Raw genomic sequence first — 20170 nt, forward strand, 5'->3', positions numbered from 1 at the left:
AGTGCGCAATCGCGGCCCTTCCCCGCCCGGCCGGATGGGCCGAACGGGTGACGCCCCGCTCCCCGCGCGCTGCGGGAGGCGGGGCGTCCACGCCGTACGGGACGACGTACGAAAGGTCACGCACCGATGGCGTGCAGACCGCCGTCCACGTGGATGATCTCGCCGGTGGTCTTCGGGAACCAGTCGCTCAGGAGGGCGACGATGCCCTTGCCGGCGGGCTCCGGGTCCTTGAGGTCCCACTCCAGCGGGGAGCGGTTGTCCCACACGGACGCCAGCTCACTGAAGCCCGGGATGGACTTGGCGGCCATCGAGCCGAGCGGGCCCGCCGAGATGAGGTTGCAGCGGATGTTCTGCTTGCCCAGGTCGCGGGCGAGGTAGCGGCTGGTGGCCTCCAGGGCGGCCTTGGCCGGGCCCATCCAGTCGTACTGCGGCCACGCGAAGGACGCGTCGAAGGTGAGGCCGACGACCGAGCCGCCGTTCTGCATCAGCGGCAGGCAGGCCATGGTCAGCGACTTCAGGGAGAAAGCCGAGACGTGCATCGCGGTGGCGACCGACTCGAACGGCGTGTTGAGGAAGTTGCCGCCGAGCGCGTCCTGCGGCGCGAAGCCGATGGAGTGCACGACGCCGTCCAGGCCCCCCAGCTCCTCGCCGACGATGTCGGCCAGGCGGGCGAGGTGCTCGTCGTTGGTGACGTCGAGCTCGACGACCTTGGTGGGCTTGGGCAGCTTCTTGGCGATGCGCTCGGTCAGCGTGGGCCGCGGGAACGCGGTCAGGATGATCTCGGCACCCTGCTCCTGGGCCTGCTTGGCGGCGTGGAAGGCGATGGAGGACTCCATCAGCACACCGCTGATCAGGACGCGCTTGCCCTCGAGAATTCCGCTCATGGTGATCAGTGACCCATTCCCAGTCCGCCGTCAACAGGGATGACGGCTCCAGTGATGTACGAGGCGTCGTCCGAGGCGAGGAACCGCACCGTCGCGGCGATCTCCTCCGGCTGCGCGTACCGGCCCAGCGGCACCTGCGACACGATGCCCGCACGCTGCTCGTCGTTGAGCACCTGGGTCATGTCGGTGTCGACGAAGCCGGGCGCGACGACGTTGAAGGTGATGTTGCGCGAGCCCAGCTCACGGGCAAGGGAGCGCGCGAAGCCGACCAGGCCGGCCTTGGAGGCGGCGTAGTTCGCCTGCCCCGCGGAGCCGAGCAGCCCGACGACCGACGAGATCAGGACGACCCGGCCCTTCTTGGCGCGCAGCATGCCGCGGTTGGCCCGCTTGACGACGCGGAAGGTGCCGGTGAGGTTGGTGTCGACGACCGAGGTGAAGTCCTCCTCGGACATGCGCATCAGGAGCTGGTCCTTGGTGACGCCGGCGTTGGCGACCAGGACCTCGACGGTTCCGTGCTCCGCCTCGATCTCCTTGTAGGCCTGCTCCACCTGCTCGGTGTCGGTGATGTCGCACTTGACGGCCAGGAAGCCGGCCGGCGGCTCACCCGAGCGGTACGTGATGGCGACCTTGTCGCCGGCGTCGGCGAATGCGCGGGCGATGGCGAGGCCGATGCCCCGGTTGCCTCCGGTGACGAGAACCGAGCGGCTCAACGGATCACCCTTTCCCTAGGGGTCTGAACACACCCGCCCGAACATCTGGATGGCAGGCGGCTTCCCCCGAAAACCTATCGGTCCGGCCACGTCGGAGGACATTCGGGCACCGACAGTGGGAGACGGCCGGTCCTGTGGGATCCCTACAGCCGACACCTGGGAAACCACTGTGGTCACGCGTCGCGGTGAAGCATCATTGCACCTCGGTACCCCTGCCCGGCGTGGCCGGAGTGCCTGTCGCATCGGGGTCGAAGAGGAGGAGGGCCATCGTGCCCCACGAGATCGACGAGTCATTCCTCGCACTGCCACTGCGCGCCCTCGCCGACGCGGCGCTGGCACGCGCGCGTGCGCTCGGCGCCGAGCACGCGGACTTCCGGTTCGAGCGGGTGCGCAGCGCCTCCTGGCGGCTGCGGGACGCCAAGCCGTCCGGGTCGTCGGACACCACCGACCTCGGGTACGCGGTGCGCGTGGTGCACGGCGGTACGTGGGGGTTCGCGTCGGGGGTGGACCTGACGATGGACGCCGCAGCCAAGGTCGCCTCCCAGGCGGTGGCGATGGCCAAGCTCTCCGCCCAGGTGATCGAGGCGGCCGGTGCGCAGGAGCGGGTGGAGCTCGTCCACGAGCCCGTGCACGCCGAGAAGACGTGGGTCTCGTCGTACGAGATCGATCCGTTCACGGTGCCCGACGAGGAGAAGGCGGGGCTGCTGGCGGAGTGGAGCACGCGGCTGCTGGCCGCCCCCGGCGTCAACCACGTCGACGCCTCGCTGCTCACCGTGCACGAGAACAAGTTCTACGCCGACACCGCCGGGACCGTCACCACGCAGCAGCGGGTGCGGCTGCATCCGCAGCTGACCGCGGTGTCGGTGGACGAGTCGAACGGCGAGTTCGACTCGATGCGCACGATCGCGCCGCCGGTCGGGCGCGGCTGGGAGTACCTCACCGGCACCGGCTGGGACTGGGAGAGCGAGCTGTCGCGGATCTCGGAGCTGCTCGCCGAGAAGATGCGGGCGCCGAGTGTCGAGCCGGGGCTGTACGACCTGGTCGTCGACCCGTCCAACCTGTGGCTGACCATCCACGAGTCCATCGGGCACGCGACCGAGCTGGACCGCGCGCTCGGTTACGAGGCCGCCTACGCCGGTACGTCGTTCGCGACCTTCGACCAGCTCGGCAAGCTGCGCTACGGCTCGCAGCAGATGAACGTCACCGGCGACCGCACCGCCGAACACGGACTGGCGACCGTCGGGTACGACGACGAGGGCGTCCAGGCGCAGTCCTGGGACCTGGTGAAGGACGGCACGCTGGTCGGCTACCAGCTGGACCGGCGCATCGCGCGGCTGACCGGGTTCGAGCGGTCCAACGGGTGCGCGTTCGCCGACTCCCCCGGGCACGTGCCCGTGCAGCGCATGGCCAACGTGTCGCTCCAGCCGGATCCGGCGGGGATGTCCACGGAGGACCTCATCGGGGGTGTCGACCGGGGCATCTACGTCGTCGGCGACCGGTCCTGGTCCATCGACATGCAGCGCTACAACTTCCAGTTCACCGGGCAGCGGTTCTTCAGGATCGAGAACGGGCGGATCACCGGCCAGCTGCGGGACGTCGCCTACCAGGCCACGACCACCGACTTCTGGGGGTCCATGGCGGCCGTCGGCGGCCCGCAGACCTATGTCCTCGGCGGCGCCTTCAACTGCGGCAAGGCCCAGCCCGGTCAGGTGGCGGCCGTCTCCCACGGCTGCCCGTCCGCCCTCTTCAAGGGCGTCAACATCCTCAACACGACGCAGGAGGCCGGTCGATGAGCGCGCGCACCGACAATCCGAGCAAGCCGCACGAGGTGGTCGAGCGGGCCCTCGCGCTGTCCCGGGCGGACGGGTGTGTCGTCATCGCCGACGAGTACTCCACCGCCAACCTGCGCTGGGCGGGCAACGCGCTCACCACGAACGGTGTCACACGCGGGCGCACGCTCACCGTGATCGCGACCGTGGACGGCAAGGAGGGCACCGCCTCCGGTGTCGTGTCGCGGGCCGCCGTGACCGCGGCGGAGCTGGAGCCGCTGGTGCGGGCCGCGGAGGCCGCCGCGCGGGGCGCCGCCTCGGCCGAGGACGCGCAGCCGCTGGTCACGGGCGTGCCGGAATCGCCCGACTTCACGGAGGCGCCCGTGGAGACCTCCTCCGCGGTGTTCGCCGACTTCGCGCCGGCGCTCGGGGAGTCGTTCGCACGCGCGCGTGCGGGCGGCCGCGAGCTGTACGGCTTCGCCAACCACGAGCTGGTGACGACCTACCTCGGTACGTCGACGGGGCTGCGGCTGCGGCACGACCAGCCCAACGGGACGCTGGAGCTCAACGCCAAGTCGCCGGACCGTACGCGCTCGGCCTGGGCCGGGCGCTCGACCCGGGACTTCAAGGACGTCGATCCGGCGGCGCTGGACGCGGAGCTGGCCGTACGTCTGGGCTGGGCGGAGCGCCGGGTGGAGCTGCCCGCGGGCCGCTACGAGACGCTGCTGCCGCCGACCGCCGTCGCCGACCTGCTGATCTACCAGATGTGGTCGGCGTCGGGCCGGGACGCGACCGAGGGCCGGACGGTGTTCTCCGAGCCGGGCGGCGGCACCCGTCTCGGGGAGCGGCTGACCGAGCTGCCGCTGACCCTGCGCAGCGACCCGAACGAGCCGGGCCTGGAGTCCGCGCCCTTCGTGATCGCGCACTCCTCGGGCGGCGACCGGTCGGTGTTCGACAACGGGCTGCCGATCCGGGCCACCGAGTGGGTCGGGGCGGGCGAGCTGAAGCACCTCACCACCACCCGGCACAGCGCCGGTCTGACCGGGCTGCCGGTGGCGCCGGCGATCGACAACCTGATCCTGGACGGGGGCGAGGACCGCTCCCTGGCGGAGATGGTCGCCGCCACGGAGCGGGGGCTGCTGCTGACCTGCCTGTGGTACATCCGCGAGGTCGATCCGGCGACCCTGCTGCTCACCGGCCTGACCCGGGACGGCGTCTACCTCGTCGAGAACGGCGAGGTGACCGGTGAGGTCAACAACTTCCGGTTCAACGAGTCGCCGGTCGACCTGCTGGGGCGGGCCACCGAGGCGGGGCGCACGGAAAAGACGCTGCCGCGGGAGTGGAGCGACTGGTTCACCAGGGCCGCGATGCCCGCCCTGCGGGTGCCGGACTTCAATATGAGCTCTGTCAGCCAAGGCGTATAACCTCGTAGCCGGTGGTCGCTCGACCGCCCGAAGATCATCCAAGGAGATACGAGAACCGTGACGGACATCGTCGACGAACTGAAGTGGCGGGGCCTCGTCGCCCTCTCCACTGACGAGGACGCATTGCGCAAGGCGTTCGCGGACGGTCCCGTCACGTTCTATTGCGGTTTCGACCCGACCGCGCCCAGCCTGCACCTCGGCAACCTCGTGCAGATCCTGACGATGCGCCGGATCCAGCAGGCGGGCAACCGCCCGCTGGGTCTGGTCGGCGGCGCCACGGGCCTGATCGGTGACCCGAAGCCGAACTCGGAGCGCACGCTCAACGCCCCCGAGGTCGTCGCCCAGTGGGTCGAGCGGCTGCGCGCCCAGATCGCCCCGCTGCTGGACTTCGAGGGGCCGAACGCGGCGGTCATGGTCAACAACCTGGACTGGACCCAGGGCATGTCGGCCATCGAGTTCCTGCGTGACATGGGCAAGCACTTCCGGGTCAACAAGATGATCGCGAAGGAGGCCGTCGCCCGGCGGCTCAACTCCGACGCGGGCATCAGCTACACCGAGTTCAGCTACCAGATCCTCCAGGGCATGGACTTCCTGGAGCTGTACCGGAGGTACGGCTGCACGCTCCAGACCGGCGGCAGCGACCAGTGGGGCAACCTCACCTCGGGCACGGACCTGATCCACCGGGCCGAGCCGGACGCCGTGGTGCACGCGCTGGGCACCCCGCTGATCACCAAGGCCGACGGCACCAAGTTCGGCAAGACGGAGTCCGGCACGGTCTGGCTCGACCCCGAGATGACCACGCCGTACGCCTTCTACCAGTTCTGGCTGAACGCGGACGACCGGGACGTCTCCAAGTTCCTGCGCATCTTCAGCTTCCGGTCCCACGACGAGATCGAGGAGCTGGAGAAGCAGACCGAGGAGCGTCCGCAGGCGCGCGCCGCGCAGCGGGCGCTGGCCGAGGAGCTGACGACGATGGTGCACGGCGCCGACCAGACGGCCGCCGTGGTCGCCGCGTCCAAGGCCCTCTTCGGCCAGGGCGAGCTGGCGGACCTCGACGACCGGACGCTGGCCGCGGCCCTGTCCGAGGTGCCGCACGTCCGGGTCGCCGAGCTCCGGCCGGTCGTGGACCTGTTCGCCGAGGTGGGCCTGGTCGCCAGCAAGTCGGCGGCCCGCCGCACGGTCAAGGAGGGCGGCGCCTACGTGAACAACGTGAAGGTCGCCGCCGAGGACGCGGTCCCCGCCCAGGAGGACCTGATCCACGGCCGCTGGCTGGTGCTGCGCCGGGGCAAGAAGAACCTGGCGGCGGTCGAGGTCGCGGCCGGCTGATCCGGCAAGGGCAGAGCGAAGGGGTGGCTTCCCGGACGGGAGGCCACCCCTTCGCCCTACGCGGTCTCAGGCTCGCTGTCTCCTGTTGCCCCGCAGGGCCATGTACGCCGCGTCGCCGAGGGCCACGATGATGATCGCGGCCACCAGCTGGAACGCGTGCCGGCTCCAGTCGATGCCCCGGGTCTCGGCCACGCCGAGGGCACGGGCGATGGCGTTGCCGGCGATGGCGCCCAGGATGCCGAAGATGGTGGTCAGCCAGAGTGGGCTGTGCTGCTTGCCCGGGATGATCGCCTTGGCGATCAGGCCCAGCACGAATCCCACGATGATGGCCCACAACCAGCCCATGGCTGCCTCCTCGTACGGCTTGACGTGAGCAGTACGGTCAGTTTCCGCCCGCCCCTGGTACGGCGCATGTCGGGTACGGCCGTACGTGCGACGGCGCAGGACGTTCGCCCAGGCGGGAGGTGCCCCGGTCTGTAAGGCGGCGCAGCCGCGGCGTACCGTGGAACATGTGCCGGCCCGGTGTCCCGGCCGGGTGCCGGCCAGGGGAAAGTCCGATGCGGGCGGATGGTGGAATGTGATGCGGAAGCAGCGCGGTGGCGGCAACGTCCAGGTGTTCCGGATCACCGGCGCGCGGCGGAGTCTGGAGGACGACGTGCGCGGCCGACAGCGCCGGTACGTCATCTCGATGACGGTCCGTACGCTGGCCGTGATCCTCGCGGCCACCCTGTGGGGCGTGGAACGGCACGTCGCGATCGTGGCCCTGGTTCTGGGTGCTCTTCTCCCCTATGTCGCGGTGGTCGTCGCCAACGCCGGGCGGGAGAACGTGCCCTCGCTCCCGACGACGTTCGTGACCATGCCGACGCCGCCGATGATCGGGCCCGCCCGGGCCGAGGAGGCCGCTGAGAAGGCCGCCGCGGAGGCCGGCGCGGAATCCGTCCCGGACGACGCCGCGGGTGAACGGGCTGAGCATCGGCCGTGAACCGGCTGTGCGCCAAGCTCAAGAAAAGCTCAGATCAATCCTGTTGTTCCGGCTCCCTGCGGCCGGTTACCCGTGACATACTTCGTACGCGCTCCGCATCCCCCGTCGGAGCGACAGACCGACGCCGGGCAGCTCCCCCCGTGGCTGCTCGGCGTCGCCTTGTTGTGCGCACCTGTGAGATGAATCCGTGAGTGACGAGACTCCCGTCTGTTCCGCCAAGGGCTGCCGTGTCGACGCAGTGTGGGTGCTGGCGTGGAACAACCCGAAGATCCATACGCCGGAGCGGCGCAAGACGTGGCTCGCGTGCGACGAACACCGCGAGCATCTGTCGCAGTTCCTCGGGGTGCGGGGGTTCCTCAAGGACGTGGTGAGGCTCTCGGAGTGGGAAGCGGCCGAGGGCGCGTGACACCGCGCTGAGCCGCTGATCGACCGCACCGCGGATCGGCCAGGTCCTCACCCGCGGGTCAAGTCGCCCACTCACCCGCCGATCGAGGACATCGGGCGGTCCGGCTGGAGGAACGACGGGTCGTCCAGGCCCGAGCCGGCCTTCTTGCCCCACATCGCCAACCGCCAGATACGGGCGATCTCCTCGTCGCAGGCACCGCCGCGCAGCGCGGCGCGCAGGTCGGTCTCCTCGGTCGCGAACAGACAGGTGCGGATCTGGCCGTCGGCGGTGAGGCGGGTGCGGTCGCAGGCCGCGCAGAACGGGCGGGTGACGGAGGCGATGACGCCGACGCGGTGCGGTCCGCCGTCGACGATCCAGCGCTCGGCCGGGGCCGAGCCGCGCTCCTGGGACCCCTCGGCGGTCAGCTCGAATCGGGTGCGCAGGGAGGCGAGGATGTCACTCGCGGTGACCATGCCCTCGCGCTTCCAGCCGTGCTGGGCGTCCAGCGGCATCTGTTCGATGAAACGCAGTTCGTAGCTGTGCTCGACCGCCCAGGCCAGCAGGTCCGGGGCCTCGTCGTCGTTCAGGCCGGGCATCAGGACCGCGTTCACCTTGACCGGCGTCAGGCCCGCCTCGTGGGCCGCTTCGAGACCCGCGACGACGTCCCGGTGGCGGTCCCTGCGGGTGAGCGTCTTGAAGACGTCCGGGCGGAGGGTGTCCAGCGAGACGTTCACCCGGTCCAGGCCCGCGGCTTTCAGGGCCTCGGCGGTGCGCTTCAGGCCGATGCCGTTGGTGGTGAGGGACATCCGGGGCCGGGGCGTCAGGGCCGCCACCCGCTCGACGATGCCGACCAGGCCGGGGCGCAGCAGGGGCTCGCCGCCGGTGAAGCGGACCTCCTCGATACCGAGGGAGGTGACCGCTGTCCCGATCAGGCGGACGATCTCGTCGTCGGTGAGCAGGTCCGGCTTGCCCAGCCACTGCAGGCCCTCCTCGGGCATGCAGTAGGTGCAGCGCAGATTACAGCGGTCGGTCAGCGAGACGCGCAGGTCGGTGGCCACCCGGCCGTAGGTGTCTATGAGCACGTGGGCCCCCTCCCCTCGTACCGGATCCGGCATTCTCTGTCACCTGCGAGCCTACGTGACGGGACCGACAACGACAGTTGCCGATCACACGAGGTACGACGCGGCCGCGTCGTAGGACCCTACGATCCCAGCGACGCGGCCGCGGCGGGAAGGCGCTCAGTGCGCTCCGGTGCCGGTCAGCGACCGGACCTCGAGTTCGGCGTACTTGTCGGGGTCGGGGGTCTCCTTGGACAGGTAGGTGCCGACGACACCCAGCAGGAAGCCGACCGGGATCGAGATGATGCCCGGGTTCTCCAGCGGGAACCAGTGGAAGTCGACGTCCGGGAACATCGAGGTGGGCTTGCCCGAGACGACCGGGGAGAACAGCACCAGGCCGACCGCCGTGACCAGACCGCCGTAGATCGACCACAGGGCGCCGGAGGTGGTGAACCGCTTCCAGAAGAGGCTGTAGAGGATGGTCGGCAGGTTGGCGGAGGCGGCGACCGCGAACGCCAGGGCGACCAGGCCGGCCACGTTCAGGTCGCGGGCGAGGGCGCCGAGCACGATGGACACGGCGCCGATGCCGACCGTCGCCCAGCGGGCCGCGCCGATCTCCTGCTTCTCGGTGGCGGTGCCCTTCTTGATGACGTTGGCGTAGATGTCGTGGGCGAAGGACGAGGACGAGGCCAGGGTCAGGCCCGCGACGACCGCGAGGATCGTGGCGAAGGCGACCGCCGAGATGGTGGCCAGCAGGATCGCGCCCCAGTTGGAGTCGACGCCGCCGAGATGGAGCGCGAGCAGCGGCGCGGCCGTGTTGCCCGCCTTGTTGGAGGCGATGATCTCGTCCGGCTTGATGAGCGCGGCGGCGCCGAAGCCGAGGGCGAGGGTCATCAGGTAGAAGGCGCCGATCAGGCCGATCGCCCAGATCACCGACTTACGGGCGGCCTTGGCGGTGGGGACCGTGTAGAAGCGGATCAGGATGTGCGGCAGACCCGCGGTGCCGAGGACCAGCGCGATGCCCAGCGAGATGAAGTCCAGCTTGGTGGTGCCCGTCGCGCCGTACTTCAGACCGGGCTCCAGGAAGGCGGCGCCCTTGCCGCTGTTGTCGGCGGCCGAGCCGAGCAGGTCCGAGACGTTGAAGTCGAACTTGAGCAGGACCAGGAAGGTCAGCAGCAGGGCGCCCGCGATGAGCAGGACCGCCTTGACCATCTGGACCCAGGTGGTGCCCTTCATGCCGCCGATGGTCACGTACACGATCATCAGGACGCCGACCAGGGCGACGATGCCGATCTTGCCGCCGTCGCTGGTGATGCCGAGCAGCAGCGAGACCAGGACGCCGGCGCCGGCCATCTGCGCCAGCAGGTAGAAGATCGACACGACGATCGTGGAGGTGCCGGCCGCGGTGCGGACCGGGCGCTGGCGCATGCGGTACGCCAGCACGTCGCCCATCGTGTAGCGGCCGGAGTTGCGCAGCGGCTCCGCGACCAGGAGCAGGGCGACCAGCCAGGCGACCAGGAAGCCGATGGAGTAGAGGAAGCCGTCGTAGCCGAAGAGGGCGATCGCACCCGCGATGCCGAGGAAGGACGCGGCGGACATGTAGTCGCCGGAGACGGCGAGTCCGTTCTGGAAGGCGGTGAACTGCCGTCCGCCGGCGTAGAAGTCGGCGGCGTCCTTGGTCTGGCGGCCCGCCCAGACGGTGATGACGAGGGTCGCGGCCACGAACACCGCGAACAGGGTGATGATCAGCGTCCGGTGCTCGCTCGCCTCTCCCGCGGCGAACTGCACATGGGTGATCGCGGGGCTCATGCGCCGCCCTCCATCCGGGACTTGATCGCGTCAGCCTTGGGGTCGAGCTGCGTGGCGGCGTGCCGCGCGGTCCACCAGGCGATGAGGAACGTGGTGAGGAACTGGGCCAGACCCAGGACGAGAGCCACGTTGATGTTGCCGAACAGCTTGGTTCCCATGAAGTCGCCCGCGTAGCTCGACAGCAGGACGAACAGCAGGTACCAGGCGACGAAGCCGACGGTCAGCGGGAAGGCGAAGGAGCGGTAGGAACGGCGCAGTTCAACGAACTCGGCGCTCTCCTGCACCGCGACGAACTCCTCCTTGGAGGGCAGTCGATGTTCGGCTTTCGAAGGGGGCGGTGCGTCGGTGGCCACGGAGTCTCCTCGCGGTGCGGGTGCGGTGACGACGGTGAACGAGGTGGGCGGTGGGGCAGTCACCCTCCCGTTCCCTGTCCAAGGTCACGGCGCCCGATGAGGCGCGGTTCAACTCGGTTCGCGTCTTTCGGAAGTCGTCTCCATAAGTCATTGCTGGCCAGGGAGTCCGGAAGATAGCTTCGCCCCTGCACCACCCGTCATGTACCTGCCCGAGCACAACCTGTGTCTCGGGCCGGTTTTGTTTCCGGATGATGTGGAGACCCCATGGCTCATCTGCCTTCCAGGCGCCGCCTCGCCCTCGCCGTGCCCGTCGTGCTGTCCCTGACCGCGTCGCTCGGATTCCTGCCGGCCGCGGCCTCGGCCGCGCCGCGCGTGGAGTCCGCGGCCCAGACGGCCGACGCGGGGACCTACGCCTACGTCGTCAACACGAGACTCGACCACCGCACGATCAAGTCGGTCGAGCGGGCGGTCGTCGCGGCCGGCGGTACGGTCGTCGTGACGTACGACAAGATCGGTGTGATCGTCGCGCACTCCGCGAACCCGGGCTTCGCCGCGCAGATACGCACGGTGCGCGGGGTGCAGTCGGCCGGCGCCACGCGTACTTCCGCGGTCACCGCGGCGGGCACGACGGACGAGGGCGCGGTCCAGTACCTGTCCCGGGCCGAGGCCGCGAAGGTCGCCGCGGGCAGGGGGAGTTCGACCGCGGAGCCCCTCGAAGCCGATCAGTGGGACCTGCGCGCGATCGGCGCCGACAAGGCCGCGAAGATCAACCCGGGCAGCAGGAAGGTGACCGTCGCCGTCATCGACACCGGCGTCGACGACACCCACCCCGACATCGCCCCGAACTTCTCCGCCTCGCAGTCCGCGAACTGCGTGAGCGGCAAGCCGGACACGACGTACGGTGCCTGGCGGCCGGTCGACGCCGACCACTACCACGGCACCCATGTGGCGGGTGAGATAGCCGCGGCCCGCAACGGCGTCGGCGTCGCGGGGGTCGCCCCCGGGGTGAAGGTCGCCGGCATCACGGTCGCCCAGCCGGACGCGAACAGCCTGTTCTTCCCGGAGAGCGTGGTGTGCGCCTTCGTCTTCGCCGCCGATCACGGCGTGGAGATCACCAACAACAGCTACTACGTGGACCCGTGGCTGTACAACTGCACGGACGACCCCGACCAGAAGGCGATCGTCGACGCGGTCAACAGGGCGCAGCTGTACGCCCAGAAGAAGGGCACCCTCAACGTCGCCTCGGCGGGCAACTCCAACGACGATCTCGACTCGGACGCCCTCGTCGACGCCTCCAGCCCTGACGACTCGACCCCCGTGACGCGGACGGTCGACCCGCACAAGTGCTTCGACATCCCGACCCAGTTGCCGGGTGTCGTCACCGTGAGCGCCACGGGTGTCAAGGGCGCCAAGTCGTACTACTCCAGCTACGGCAAGGGAGTCGTCGACGTCGCGGGTCCGGGTGGTGACCGGTACCAGATCCCGGACACGCCCTCGCAGAACGGCCGCATCCTCTCGACGCTGCCGAACAACCAGTACGGCTACCTCCAGGGGACGTCGATGGCCTCCCCGCACGTCGCCGGGGTGGCCGCGCTGCTGAAGTCGGCCCATCCGCACGCGACTCCGGCCCAGCTCCAGGCGCTGCTCAAGGCGCAGGCGGACAACCCGGGCTGCCCGACCGCCCCGTACGACGGCGACGGCGACGGGGTCGTGGACGCGACCTGCGTGGGCGGCAAGCGCGTCAACGGCTTCTACGGTTTCGGCGTCGTCAACGCCCTGCGCGCGGTGAAGTAGCGCCCGGGGAAGGCGCCGAGAGCACGCGGCAGGAAGGGCCGGGCGGGTGATCCGCCCGGCCCTTCCTCATGTTGATTCCGTGCATACTGCATAGTGCAGTCATGACTGCAATCGCGTTCGCCTGGTCCGCCCTGGGCGGCGATCCCGCCCTGCTCGCGCGCGGCTCGACCGTCGTACGACGGGGAGCGCTCGCGGCGCGCCTCGACGTAAGGGAGTTGGCGCGGGTGTGCGTGGGCACGTGCGCGCTGGCCGCAGCCGAGCTCGGCGCGCGGCGGGCCGGACTGCCGGAGGTGCCCGGGGTGCACGTCGACGACGGGGCCGTGGCCACCGCGTTCGTCAGTGAACGGCATCTGCTGGTCGACGGGCGGGTTCCCGTCGCCTTCGCACCTCTGTCACGGTTCTGGCGGACCGCCGACGGATGGGTGCGCACGCACGCCAACTACCCGCACCACCGGGCGCGGTTGCTGGGCGCGCTGGGACTCGCGGACGACGCGACGGTGGACGACGTGGCCGGCCGGCTCGCCGAGCGGTCCGCCCTGGCGGTGGAGGAGACGGTGTACGGCGCGGGCGGCCTCGCGGTCGCGCTGCGCACGGTGCCGGAGTGGGCGGCGCACCCGCAGGCCGCCGCGCTCGCCGAGCGCCCGCTGGTGGAACGCGGACGGCTGGACCGCGCCCCCGTGCGGACGCTCGCCCCGGTCGACGTCCGTCCGCTGCTGCCCGCCGCCGGGCTGCGTGTCCTCGACCTCACCCGGGTGACCGGCGGACCGGTCGCGACCCGCACACTGGCCCTGCTGGGCGCGGACGTGCTGCGCCTCGACCCCCCGCGGCTGCCCGAACTGCCCGACGCACACGCCGACACGGGCTTCGGGAAGCGGTCGGCGGCACTGGACCTGGTGGCCGACCGGAGTGCCTTCGAGGAGTTGCTCGCGGCGGCGGACGTCGTCGTCACCGGTTACCGGCCGGGTGCCCTGGACCGGTTCGGACTCTCCGCCGAGGCGCTTGCCGAGCGCAGGCCCGGGTTGGTGGTGGCTCAGCTGTCGGCGTGGGGCGCGTACGGGCCGTGGGGCGGGCGGCGCGGCTTCGACAGCCTGGTGCAGGCCGCCACCGGCATCGCGGCCGTCGAGGGGTCGCCGGAGCGGCCCGGCGCGCTGCCCGCGCAGGCCCTCGACCACGGCACCGGCTATCTGCTGGCCGCCGCGGTGCTGCGGGCGCTGACCGAGCAGTCGTACGAGGGCGGCAGCCGGTTCGTCCGGCTGGCGCTGGCGCGGACGGCGGCCTGGCTGACGGACGGGGTCACGCCCGGGGTGCCGGGCGCCGAGCCGTACCACGGGCCGGAGCCCTGGCTGGCCGAGACCGACAGCCGGCTCGGGCGGCTGCGGTACGCGCGCCCGCCGGTGTCCTTCGCGGGCGGGCCGACCGACTGGGCGCGGCCCCCGGGACCGTGGGGCGGGGACACGGCACGCTGGGTCTGAGACGTTCCGAGACGTCCCCGGACGTGCCGACGGGCGGAATGGCGTTCCCCCAGTTCTTTCCCCGTAGTTGCCCCGTTCTGGACCGGATGGCGACCATCCTGGGGTGACCCTGATTCGACCGGCCTCCGAGGTTCCCGGGACGGGCGGCCCCGAGCGACGGCGTGCCGGTGCGGGTCGGGCCGTCGCCGTCCTGGTGCTGGTGACGCTCGGCGCGCTGACACCCCTGCTCGGGCCGTCCGCCGCGCTGCACGGCACGGGCGAGGCCGCCGCGCCGGGCGCCGGGGGCATCGCGCTGCTGCGTACGGTGCTGTTCGCGGCGCTGTGCGTCCCGGTGGGCGAGGTCTTCGCCGACCGTCTGGCCGGCCGGGTCCCCGGCGCGCCCGCCGAGGCGCCGCGCCGATGGGCCCCGTACGCGGCCGCCGCCGGATTCCTCGCGGCGCTGGGGCTCGCCTGCGTCGTCGCGACCGGCAACCTGGTGCCGCACTCCCTCGCCGAGATCGACGTCGGCGGCCTGTACCGCTCGTACGAGGGCAGGCTCGCGCTGCTGGAGGTCGACGCCTTCGCCGTGGCGGGCCTGTGCGCGCTGTCGCGCCGGCCGGGCACCCAGGTGTGGCCCCTGGCCGCCGTGGTCGTCGCGGAGGCGCTGCGGGCCCATCCCCCGGCCGAGCACGGCGCGTCGACCGGCGCCGCGCTGACGCTCGTGCACCTGCTGTGCGCGGCGCTGTGGGTGGGCGGTCTGCTGCGCGTGCTGCGCACGCTCGGGCGGTGGCGCGACGGCGCGGCGGGCGCGGCCCTGTTGGGCCGCTACGCACGCGTGGCGGCCGTACTGCTGGCCGCGATCACCGCGACGGGGGTGTGGAGTTCGCTGCGCCGGATGCCGGCGGACACGGTCCTGGACCAGCTGACGACGACGGCGTACGGGCGCACCCTGCTCGGCAAGGTGCTCCTCGTGGCCGTCGTCGCCGTGCTGGCCCTGTGCGCGCGGATCCGGCTGCGCCGCGCGGCCGACCCGCTGAGCGCCTGCTCTCCCGCGCGCGCGGAGGTGGTGGCGCTGGGGTCTGCGGTCGCGGTGTCGGGCGTACTGACGGCACTGCCGCTGCCGATCCGCTGGGGCTGATCAGCCGTTGGTGACGAGCACCTTGAGGGCGGTGCGCTCGTCCATGGCCTTGTAGCCGTCGGGGACGCCCTCGATGCCGACAGTCATGTCGAAGACGGGCGACGGGTCGATCGTGCCGTCGAGGACGTCGGGCAGCAGGTCGGGGATGTAGGCGCGGACCGGTGCGACGCCGCCCCGCAGGGCGATGTTCCGGTCGAACATGACACCGAGGTCGAGGCCGGTGCCGCTGCCGTGGGGCACGCCGACGAAGCCGATGGCGCCGCCGTCGCGGGTGATGCTCACGGCCGTGCGCATCGACTGCTCGGTGCCGACCGCCTCGACGACGCCGTGCGCGCCCTGGCCGCGGGTGAGCGCGCGGACGGCCTCGACAGCCGCCTCCCCGCGCTCGGCGACGACGTCGGTGGCGCCGAAGCGGCGCGCGATGTCGGTGCGGACCTCGTGCCGGCCGAGGGCGATGATCCGCTCGGCGCCGAGCCGCTTGGCGGCCAGGACCGCGCACAGCCCGACGGCTCCGTCGCCGACGACGGCGACCGTGGCACCCGGGCGGGCGCCCGCACCGAGGGCGGCGTGGTGGCCGGTGCCGAGGACGTCGGAGAGGGTCAGCAGGGCGGTCAGCAGGTGGTCGTCGGAGGCCGCGTCCTTGGGCAGTTGGACGAGCGTACCGTCGGCGAAGGGGACGCGCACGGCCTCGCCCTGGCCGCCGTCGTGACCGACGGCACCCCAGAAGCCGCCGTGCTCGCAGGAGGTCGTCAGGCCCTCCCGGCAGTAGTCGCAGACGCCGTCGGACCACATGAAGGGCGCGACGACGAGGTCGCCGCGCCGGACACCGGTGACCTCGCTGCCGGTGTCCTCGACCAGGCCGAGGAACTCGTGCCCGATCCGCTGGCCCGGCCGGCGGGCCGCCTCGCCGCGGTAGGCCCACAGGTCGCTGCCGCAGATGCAGGCGCGCAGCACCCGGACCACGGCGTCGGTGGGCAACTGCACCATGGGCTCGGGCACGTCCTCCACGCGCATGTCGTAGGGGGCGTGGATGGTGGTGGCGCGCATGTCGAGGGTCCTTCTCGTGCGGTGTGCGGTGCGGGTGCGCTCAGGGGGTGGTCGAGCGCACTTCACGGTACGCCGCGGTGGGCGCCCGCCGCTCGTCGAGGGTGCCCCGGACCAGCAGGAACTGCGCGGCGGCGTACGTGAGCATGATCCAGAAGTCGGGTCCGGGCAGTTGCGGCCGGTCGGCGATTCCGGTCGCGATGAGGGTGTCCGAGGCCATGAACAGCGCGCCGCCGAGTCCGGCGACGAGGCCGAGCCGGGCGCCCGCCGCGTACGCCATGGCCGTGAGCAGGGTGCTGTAGACGGCCACGGGAACACGCAGGTCCGCGGGCAGGTCGGGCCAGAGCAGGGCGACGGTGGCGAGGAGCACGACGGCGTAGCAGGGCAGCAGGAGTCCGGCACGCGCGCGTGGGGTGCCGACCGTGCGGAACAGGGCCAGGTAGCAGACGTGTCCGGCGGCGAAGGAGGCCATCCCGGCCAGGAAGGCGGGGTCGGCGTCGGACAGGAGCAGGGTGTCGCCGCCCCAGCCGAAGAGCAGGGCGGCGACGAGGAGCCGGGGTGCGCCGCGCAGGGCCGCGTAGCCGGCGAGGAGCGGCATCAGCAGCGGCTTGGCGACCGTGTGCCCGGTGTCCGAACCGGCCAGGAGGAAGCCCAGGTCGGCGACGGCGGCTATGGCGAAGGCGCCGAGGAGGAGGCGGGGCGCTCTCACGCGGCGGTGGTCTCCGCGACGGGCGCGGCGGCCGCGGGAGGCGTCGGCTGCCAGCCCGGTCCCAGGAACACCCGCCCGGCACGTTCGCGCCAACTGTGCGCCGCCTTCAGGTCCTTGGCGATGGCGACGTACTCGTGGGTGGCGACCCTCAGCGGGTTGAACGTGCCGATGTTCTTGGTCAGCCCGTACACCGGGCGCTCTGTCTCCGCCACGAACGACCCGAACAGCCGGTCCCAGAGGATCAGGATGCCGCCGAAGTTGCGGTCGAGGTAGCCGCCCTGGGAGGCGTGGTGCACCCGGTGGTGGGACGGCGTGTTGAAGGTGAACTCGAACCAGCGGGGCATCCTGTCGATCCGCTCGGTGTGGATCCAGAACTGGTAGACGAGGTTCACGGAGGAGCAGAACGCGAGCGCGGCCGGGTGCACACCGGCGGCGACGAGGGGGACGTAGAACGGCCACGCGGTCAGGGAGGTCCAGGGCTGGCGCAGGGCCGTGGTGAGGTTGAACTTCCTGCTGGAGTGATGGACGACGTGACACGCCCACAGGATGCGGATGACGTGGTGCCCGCGGTGGGACCAGTAGTAGAAGAAGTCCTGCGCGAGCAGCATCAGCAGGATCGTCCACCACAGGATCGGCACGCGCAGCGGGGTCAGCTCGTAGATCGCCGTGTAGAGGGCGACGATCGGGATCTTCCAGACGAAGTCGAAGAAGAGGCTCCCGAGCCCCATGCCGACACTGGTCGCGGCGTCCTTGGTCTCGTATCCCGCCGTGTCCTCGTCGGGATGGATGCGGACGCTGATCACCTCGACCACGGTGAGCAGCACGAAGGCGGGTATGGACCACAGCACGACATCGGGCAGGTTCGGCATGCAGGCACCGTAGAACCGCTGGTCGTCCACGGGCTAGGGGTTGTTACCGACAAGTATCGCCGTCGGTGTGCGCCTGGCCGTCGGCGATCTCCGCCGCGGGCCGCCCCGCCGCGTCACGCTCCGGCCGCGCCCAGCAGCGTCCCGACCGCGTACGTGACTCCCATGGCCACCACTCCGCCCGCCGCGTTCCGCAGCACCGCGCGCCCGGCTGGAGCGGCGCCCAGCCGGGCGCTGCTCCAGCCGGTGAGGACCAGGGCGGCCAGGACGGAGCCCACCGTGACCGGCAGCCGCCAGTCCACCGGGGGCAGGACGATGGCCAGCAGCGGCAGCAGCGCGCCCACCGTGAACGCCGCGAAGCTCGCCCACGCCGCGTGCCACGGCTCGGCGAGCTCGTCCGGGTCGATGCCGAGCTCCACGCGCGCGTGGGCCCTCAGCGCGTCCTGCCGCGACAGCTGCCGCGCCGCCTCCCGGGCCACCTCCCGGGACAGCCCGCGCGCCTGGAGCAGCCCGGCGAGTTCCGCCAGCTCGGCCTCGGGCCGGTCCTTCAGCTCCCGGCTCTCCACGGCCAGCGCCGCCTTCTCGGAGTCCCGTTGCGTCGACACCGACACGTACTCCCCCGCCGCCATCGACAGCGACCCGGCGAGCAGCCCGGCCAGACCCGCCGTCAGCAGCGCCGCGCGGTCCTGCGTCGCGCCGGCCACGCCGACGACGAGCCCCGCGGTGGACACGATGCCGTCGTTGGCCCCGAGGACCGCGGCGCGCAGCCAGTTGAGCCGTGCTCCCAGGGCGCCGCCGTGGGCCTCGTCGTGCGTCGGTTGGGTCACCCGGCGAGGATCCCATCCTGGCCACCACCGGACCCGTACCGACGCTCCCCGGGCCCGTCCTGACGCTCACCCCGCGCGTGTGGCGTGTGTCCCCGCCGCACGGGCCATGTGCCCCTCGCGTGCGCACCGCGTCCGCGGCCGACGAGGAACTCGCCCCGCTCGTCGCCTCCTTCGCGCCCGGCGTCCGTAGCCCGCGCGCCGCCGTCGGGGCATGTGCGCCGCGCTGTCGGTGCGGGCCCGTATCCTCAATGACCATGCTCGAAGACCGCACGACCGCAGCGTCGTTCCCCACATCGTGGCCGACCGCGTATCCCCAGGGATACGCGGTCGTTGACGTGGAGACCACGGGCCTGGCCCGGGACGACCGGATAATCTCCGCGGCCGTGTACCGGCTGGACGCGCGCGGCGAGGTCGAGGACCACTGGTACACGCTGGTCAACCCGGAGCGGGACCCGGGCCCGGTGTGGATCCACGGCCTGACGAGCGATGTGCTCGAAGGGGCGCCGCTCTTCCCGGACATCGCCGAGGAGTTCGCGGCCCGCCTGGCGGACCGGGTGCTCGTCGCGCACAACGCCGTCTTCGACTGGCAGATGATCGCCCGCGAGTACGCGCGCGCGCAGCGCGAGGCGCCGGTGCGCCAGCGGCTGTGCACCATCGCGCTCTCCAAGGAGCTGGGCCTGCCGCTGCCCAACCACAAGCTGGAGTCGCTGGCGGCCCATTTCGGCGTCGTGCAGCAGCGGGCGCACCACGCGCTGGACGACGCGCGCGTGCTGGCGGAGACGTTCCGGCCCAGCCTGCGGGCCGCGGCCGCGGGCGGCGTACGGCTGCCGCTGCACGAGTGCAGGCCGCTGACCGAGTGGCAGGACCGCCCCGCGCCCCGGATCGGCCGACAGGCGGGCGGCGGCGGGTACGGCGGCTACGCACAGGGCAGTTGGCGCCCGTCACGCAAAAGGCCCGCATGCCCCTATCCCAACCCAGGCCGGTACGAAGACGGCAAACCGCTCAAGCAGGGCATGCGGATCGCCTTCTCGGGTGACACGTCGACCGACCGCGAGCTGCTGGAGGACCGCGCGACGGACGCCGGACTCCATGTCGCCACCAGCCTCTCCCGGCTGACCAGCCTGCTGGTGACCAACGACCCCGACTCGGGCACGTCGAAGGCGGTCAAGGCGCGGCAGTACGGCACGCCGGTCGTCGACGAGGCCGCGTTCGGACAGCTGCTGCGCGACGTGGAGGCCGCCGGAGGGTGACCCGGCACGATGTGGAGGCCGCCGGAGGGTGACCCGGCACGATGTGGAGCCCGCCGGAGACCGACCCGTACGGACGGGTGATTGCCGCACGACTCGCCCGCGTCCGCCCGCCCGGCCGGGCGGCGACGGCTCACCCTGTGCCGCATGGCGAATTGTGAAGTTTGCGGCAATGACTACGGCATGACCTTCGAGGTGCACGCGCAGGGCGCGGTCCATGTCTTCGACTGCTTCTCCTGCGCGATCCACCGTATGGCCCCCATCTGCGAGCACTGCCGGGTGCAGATCATCGGCCAGGGCGTCGAGGTCGAGGGCCACTGGTACTGCGGCGCCCACTGCGCGCGCGCCGAGGGGAGGGCGGGGATCGTCGACCGGGTGTGACCCGGTACCCGGC

At 71.7% G+C, this 20170-nt stretch carries 20 protein-coding genes; 10 read left to right on the forward strand and 10 right to left on the reverse strand.

Going from position 1 to position 20170, the window contains the following annotated elements:
- Positions 1-116 precede the first annotated feature (116 nt).
- On the reverse strand, positions 117-884 hold the full coding sequence (gene fabI / locus ACFV0T_RS23870; RefSeq protein ID WP_385782553.1) for an enoyl-ACP reductase FabI: 768 nt from the start codon (positions 882-884) through the stop codon (positions 117-119).
- A 5-nt stretch (positions 885-889) separates the two neighbouring features.
- Positions 890-1594 (reverse strand): 3-oxoacyl-[acyl-carrier-protein] reductase, encoded by a 705-nt coding sequence (gene fabG / locus ACFV0T_RS23875; RefSeq protein WP_385782555.1) that lies wholly within the window; start codon positions 1592-1594, stop codon positions 890-892.
- 269 nt (positions 1595-1863) lie between these two features.
- Here fabG and ACFV0T_RS23880 point away from each other — a divergent pair, with 269 nt between their 5' ends.
- The 3 genes from ACFV0T_RS23880 to tyrS are packed head-to-tail and all read left to right on the forward strand — an operon-like array spanning position 1864 to position 6113.
- Positions 1864-3387 carry a TldD/PmbA family protein gene (locus ACFV0T_RS23880; RefSeq protein WP_385782557.1) on the forward strand — a complete coding sequence of 508 codons (1524 nt, stop codon included), beginning with the start codon at positions 1864-1866 and terminating at the stop codon, positions 3385-3387.
- Positions 3384-4787 carry a metallopeptidase TldD-related protein gene (locus tag ACFV0T_RS23885; protein ID WP_385782560.1) on the forward strand — a complete coding sequence of 468 codons (1404 nt, stop codon included), beginning with the start codon at positions 3384-3386 and terminating at the stop codon, positions 4785-4787. Before ACFV0T_RS23880 ends, ACFV0T_RS23885 begins: the two co-directional genes overlap by 4 nt.
- Before the next feature lie 57 nt (positions 4788-4844).
- Entirely contained in the window at positions 4845-6113 is a 1269-nt protein-coding gene (gene tyrS / locus ACFV0T_RS23890) for a tyrosine--tRNA ligase (protein WP_385782563.1), read from the forward strand.
- Positions 6114-6179: 66 nt separating this feature from the next.
- On the opposite strand, the gene ACFV0T_RS23895 is transcribed toward tyrS, so the two are convergent.
- Positions 6180-6458: a GlsB/YeaQ/YmgE family stress response membrane protein gene (locus ACFV0T_RS23895; RefSeq protein WP_385782566.1), complete on the reverse strand. Its 279-nt coding sequence runs from the start codon at positions 6456-6458 to the stop codon at positions 6180-6182.
- A 235-nt stretch (positions 6459-6693) separates the two neighbouring features.
- Between ACFV0T_RS23895 and ACFV0T_RS23900 the strand changes: the two genes are divergently transcribed.
- Positions 6694-7095 (forward strand): DUF3099 domain-containing protein, encoded by a 402-nt coding sequence (locus ACFV0T_RS23900; RefSeq protein ID WP_385782569.1) that lies wholly within the window; start codon positions 6694-6696, stop codon positions 7093-7095.
- 187 nt (positions 7096-7282) lie between these two features.
- Complete coding sequence (locus ACFV0T_RS23905) at positions 7283-7501, forward strand: hypothetical protein (protein WP_385782572.1); 219 nt, start codon at positions 7283-7285, stop codon at positions 7499-7501.
- Between the two features lie 71 nt (positions 7502-7572).
- Here ACFV0T_RS23905 and moaA read toward each other — a convergent pair whose 3' ends face one another.
- The 3 genes from moaA to ACFV0T_RS23920 all read right to left on the reverse strand — a co-directional run bounded on the left by moaA (position 7573) and on the right by ACFV0T_RS23920 (position 10700).
- Positions 7573-8562 (reverse strand): GTP 3',8-cyclase MoaA, encoded by a 990-nt coding sequence (gene moaA, locus ACFV0T_RS23910; protein WP_385782575.1) that lies wholly within the window; start codon positions 8560-8562, stop codon positions 7573-7575.
- Between the two features lie 156 nt (positions 8563-8718).
- Complete coding sequence (locus tag ACFV0T_RS23915) at positions 8719-10347, reverse strand: cation acetate symporter (protein ID WP_385782577.1); 1629 nt, start codon at positions 10345-10347, stop codon at positions 8719-8721.
- Positions 10344-10700, reverse strand: a complete 357-nt coding sequence (locus tag ACFV0T_RS23920; RefSeq protein ID WP_385782580.1) for a DUF485 domain-containing protein — start codon at positions 10698-10700, stop codon at positions 10344-10346. The genes ACFV0T_RS23915 and ACFV0T_RS23920 overlap by 4 nt, the downstream gene beginning before the upstream one ends.
- Positions 10701-10964: 264 nt before the next feature.
- Here ACFV0T_RS23920 and ACFV0T_RS23925 point away from each other — a divergent pair, with 264 nt between their 5' ends.
- From ACFV0T_RS23925 to ACFV0T_RS23935, 3 genes are all read left to right on the forward strand, one after another.
- Positions 10965-12494: a S8 family serine peptidase gene (locus tag ACFV0T_RS23925; protein WP_385782583.1), complete on the forward strand. Its 1530-nt coding sequence runs from the start codon at positions 10965-10967 to the stop codon at positions 12492-12494.
- A gap of 101 nt (positions 12495-12595) precedes the next feature.
- Positions 12596-13966, forward strand: coding sequence for a CoA transferase (locus tag ACFV0T_RS23930; RefSeq protein ID WP_385782586.1), 1371 nt, complete (start codon positions 12596-12598; stop codon positions 13964-13966).
- Between the two features lie 103 nt (positions 13967-14069).
- Positions 14070-15083, forward strand: a complete 1014-nt coding sequence (locus ACFV0T_RS23935; protein WP_385782588.1) for a CopD family protein — start codon at positions 14070-14072, stop codon at positions 15081-15083.
- Here ACFV0T_RS23935 and ACFV0T_RS23940 read toward each other — a convergent pair whose 3' ends face one another.
- From ACFV0T_RS23940 to ACFV0T_RS23955, 4 genes are all read right to left on the reverse strand, one after another.
- The gene (locus tag ACFV0T_RS23940) at positions 15084-16130 is read right to left on the reverse strand and encodes a zinc-dependent alcohol dehydrogenase family protein (RefSeq protein ID WP_385782591.1); all 1047 of its coding nucleotides are present in this window, start codon (positions 16128-16130) and stop codon (positions 15084-15086) included.
- Positions 16131-16170: 40 nt separating this feature from the next.
- A complete protein-coding gene (locus tag ACFV0T_RS23945; protein WP_385782594.1) occupies positions 16171-16836 on the reverse strand; it encodes a lysoplasmalogenase in 666 nt (221 codons plus the stop codon).
- Complete coding sequence (locus tag ACFV0T_RS23950) at positions 16833-17705, reverse strand: sterol desaturase family protein (RefSeq protein WP_385782596.1); 873 nt, start codon at positions 17703-17705, stop codon at positions 16833-16835. Before ACFV0T_RS23950 ends, ACFV0T_RS23945 begins: the two co-directional genes overlap by 4 nt.
- 113 nt (positions 17706-17818) lie before the next feature.
- Complete coding sequence (locus ACFV0T_RS23955) at positions 17819-18529, reverse strand: VIT family protein (RefSeq protein ID WP_385782599.1); 711 nt, start codon at positions 18527-18529, stop codon at positions 17819-17821.
- Positions 18530-18783: 254 nt separating this feature from the next.
- Here ACFV0T_RS23955 and ACFV0T_RS23960 point away from each other — a divergent pair, with 254 nt between their 5' ends.
- Together ACFV0T_RS23960 and ACFV0T_RS23965 are read left to right on the forward strand one after the other, a co-directional pair.
- A complete protein-coding gene (locus tag ACFV0T_RS23960; RefSeq protein ID WP_385782602.1) occupies positions 18784-19779 on the forward strand; it encodes a DEDDh family exonuclease in 996 nt (331 codons plus the stop codon).
- A gap of 144 nt (positions 19780-19923) precedes the next feature.
- Entirely contained in the window at positions 19924-20157 is a 234-nt protein-coding gene (locus ACFV0T_RS23965) for a hypothetical protein (protein WP_385782605.1), read from the forward strand.
- Positions 20158-20170 lie beyond the last annotated feature (13 nt).

It is taken from the genome of Streptomyces sp. NPDC059582, from assembly GCF_042735715.1.
Classification (GTDB): Bacteria; Actinomycetota; Actinomycetes; order Streptomycetales; family Streptomycetaceae; genus Streptomyces.

Excerpts from the sequence above, each read along its gene's own strand:
- fabI (WP_385782553.1), bottom strand. The coding sequence starts at position 884 with ATGAGCGGAATTCTCGAGGGCAAGCGCGTCCTGATCAGCGGTGTGCTG.
- ACFV0T_RS23885 (WP_385782560.1), top strand. The coding sequence starts at position 3,384 with ATGAGCGCGCGCACCGACAATCCGAGCAAGCCGCACGAGGTGGTCGAG.
- ACFV0T_RS23895 (WP_385782566.1), bottom strand. The coding sequence starts at position 6,458 with ATGGGCTGGTTGTGGGCCATCATCGTGGGATTCGTGCTGGGCCTGATC.
- ACFV0T_RS23900 (WP_385782569.1), top strand. The coding sequence starts at position 6,694 with ATGCGGAAGCAGCGCGGTGGCGGCAACGTCCAGGTGTTCCGGATCACC.
- ACFV0T_RS23915 (WP_385782577.1), bottom strand. The coding sequence starts at position 10,347 with ATGAGCCCCGCGATCACCCATGTGCAGTTCGCCGCGGGAGAGGCGAGC.
- ACFV0T_RS23925 (WP_385782583.1), top strand. The coding sequence starts at position 10,965 with ATGGCTCATCTGCCTTCCAGGCGCCGCCTCGCCCTCGCCGTGCCCGTC.
- ACFV0T_RS23930 (WP_385782586.1), top strand. The coding sequence starts at position 12,596 with ATGACTGCAATCGCGTTCGCCTGGTCCGCCCTGGGCGGCGATCCCGCC.
- ACFV0T_RS23940 (WP_385782591.1), bottom strand. The coding sequence starts at position 16,130 with ATGCGCGCCACCACCATCCACGCCCCCTACGACATGCGCGTGGAGGAC.
- ACFV0T_RS23950 (WP_385782596.1), bottom strand. The coding sequence starts at position 17,705 with ATGCCGAACCTGCCCGATGTCGTGCTGTGGTCCATACCCGCCTTCGTG.
- ACFV0T_RS23960 (WP_385782602.1), top strand. The coding sequence starts at position 18,784 with ATGCTCGAAGACCGCACGACCGCAGCGTCGTTCCCCACATCGTGGCCG.
- ACFV0T_RS23965 (WP_385782605.1), top strand. The coding sequence starts at position 19,924 with ATGGCGAATTGTGAAGTTTGCGGCAATGACTACGGCATGACCTTCGAG.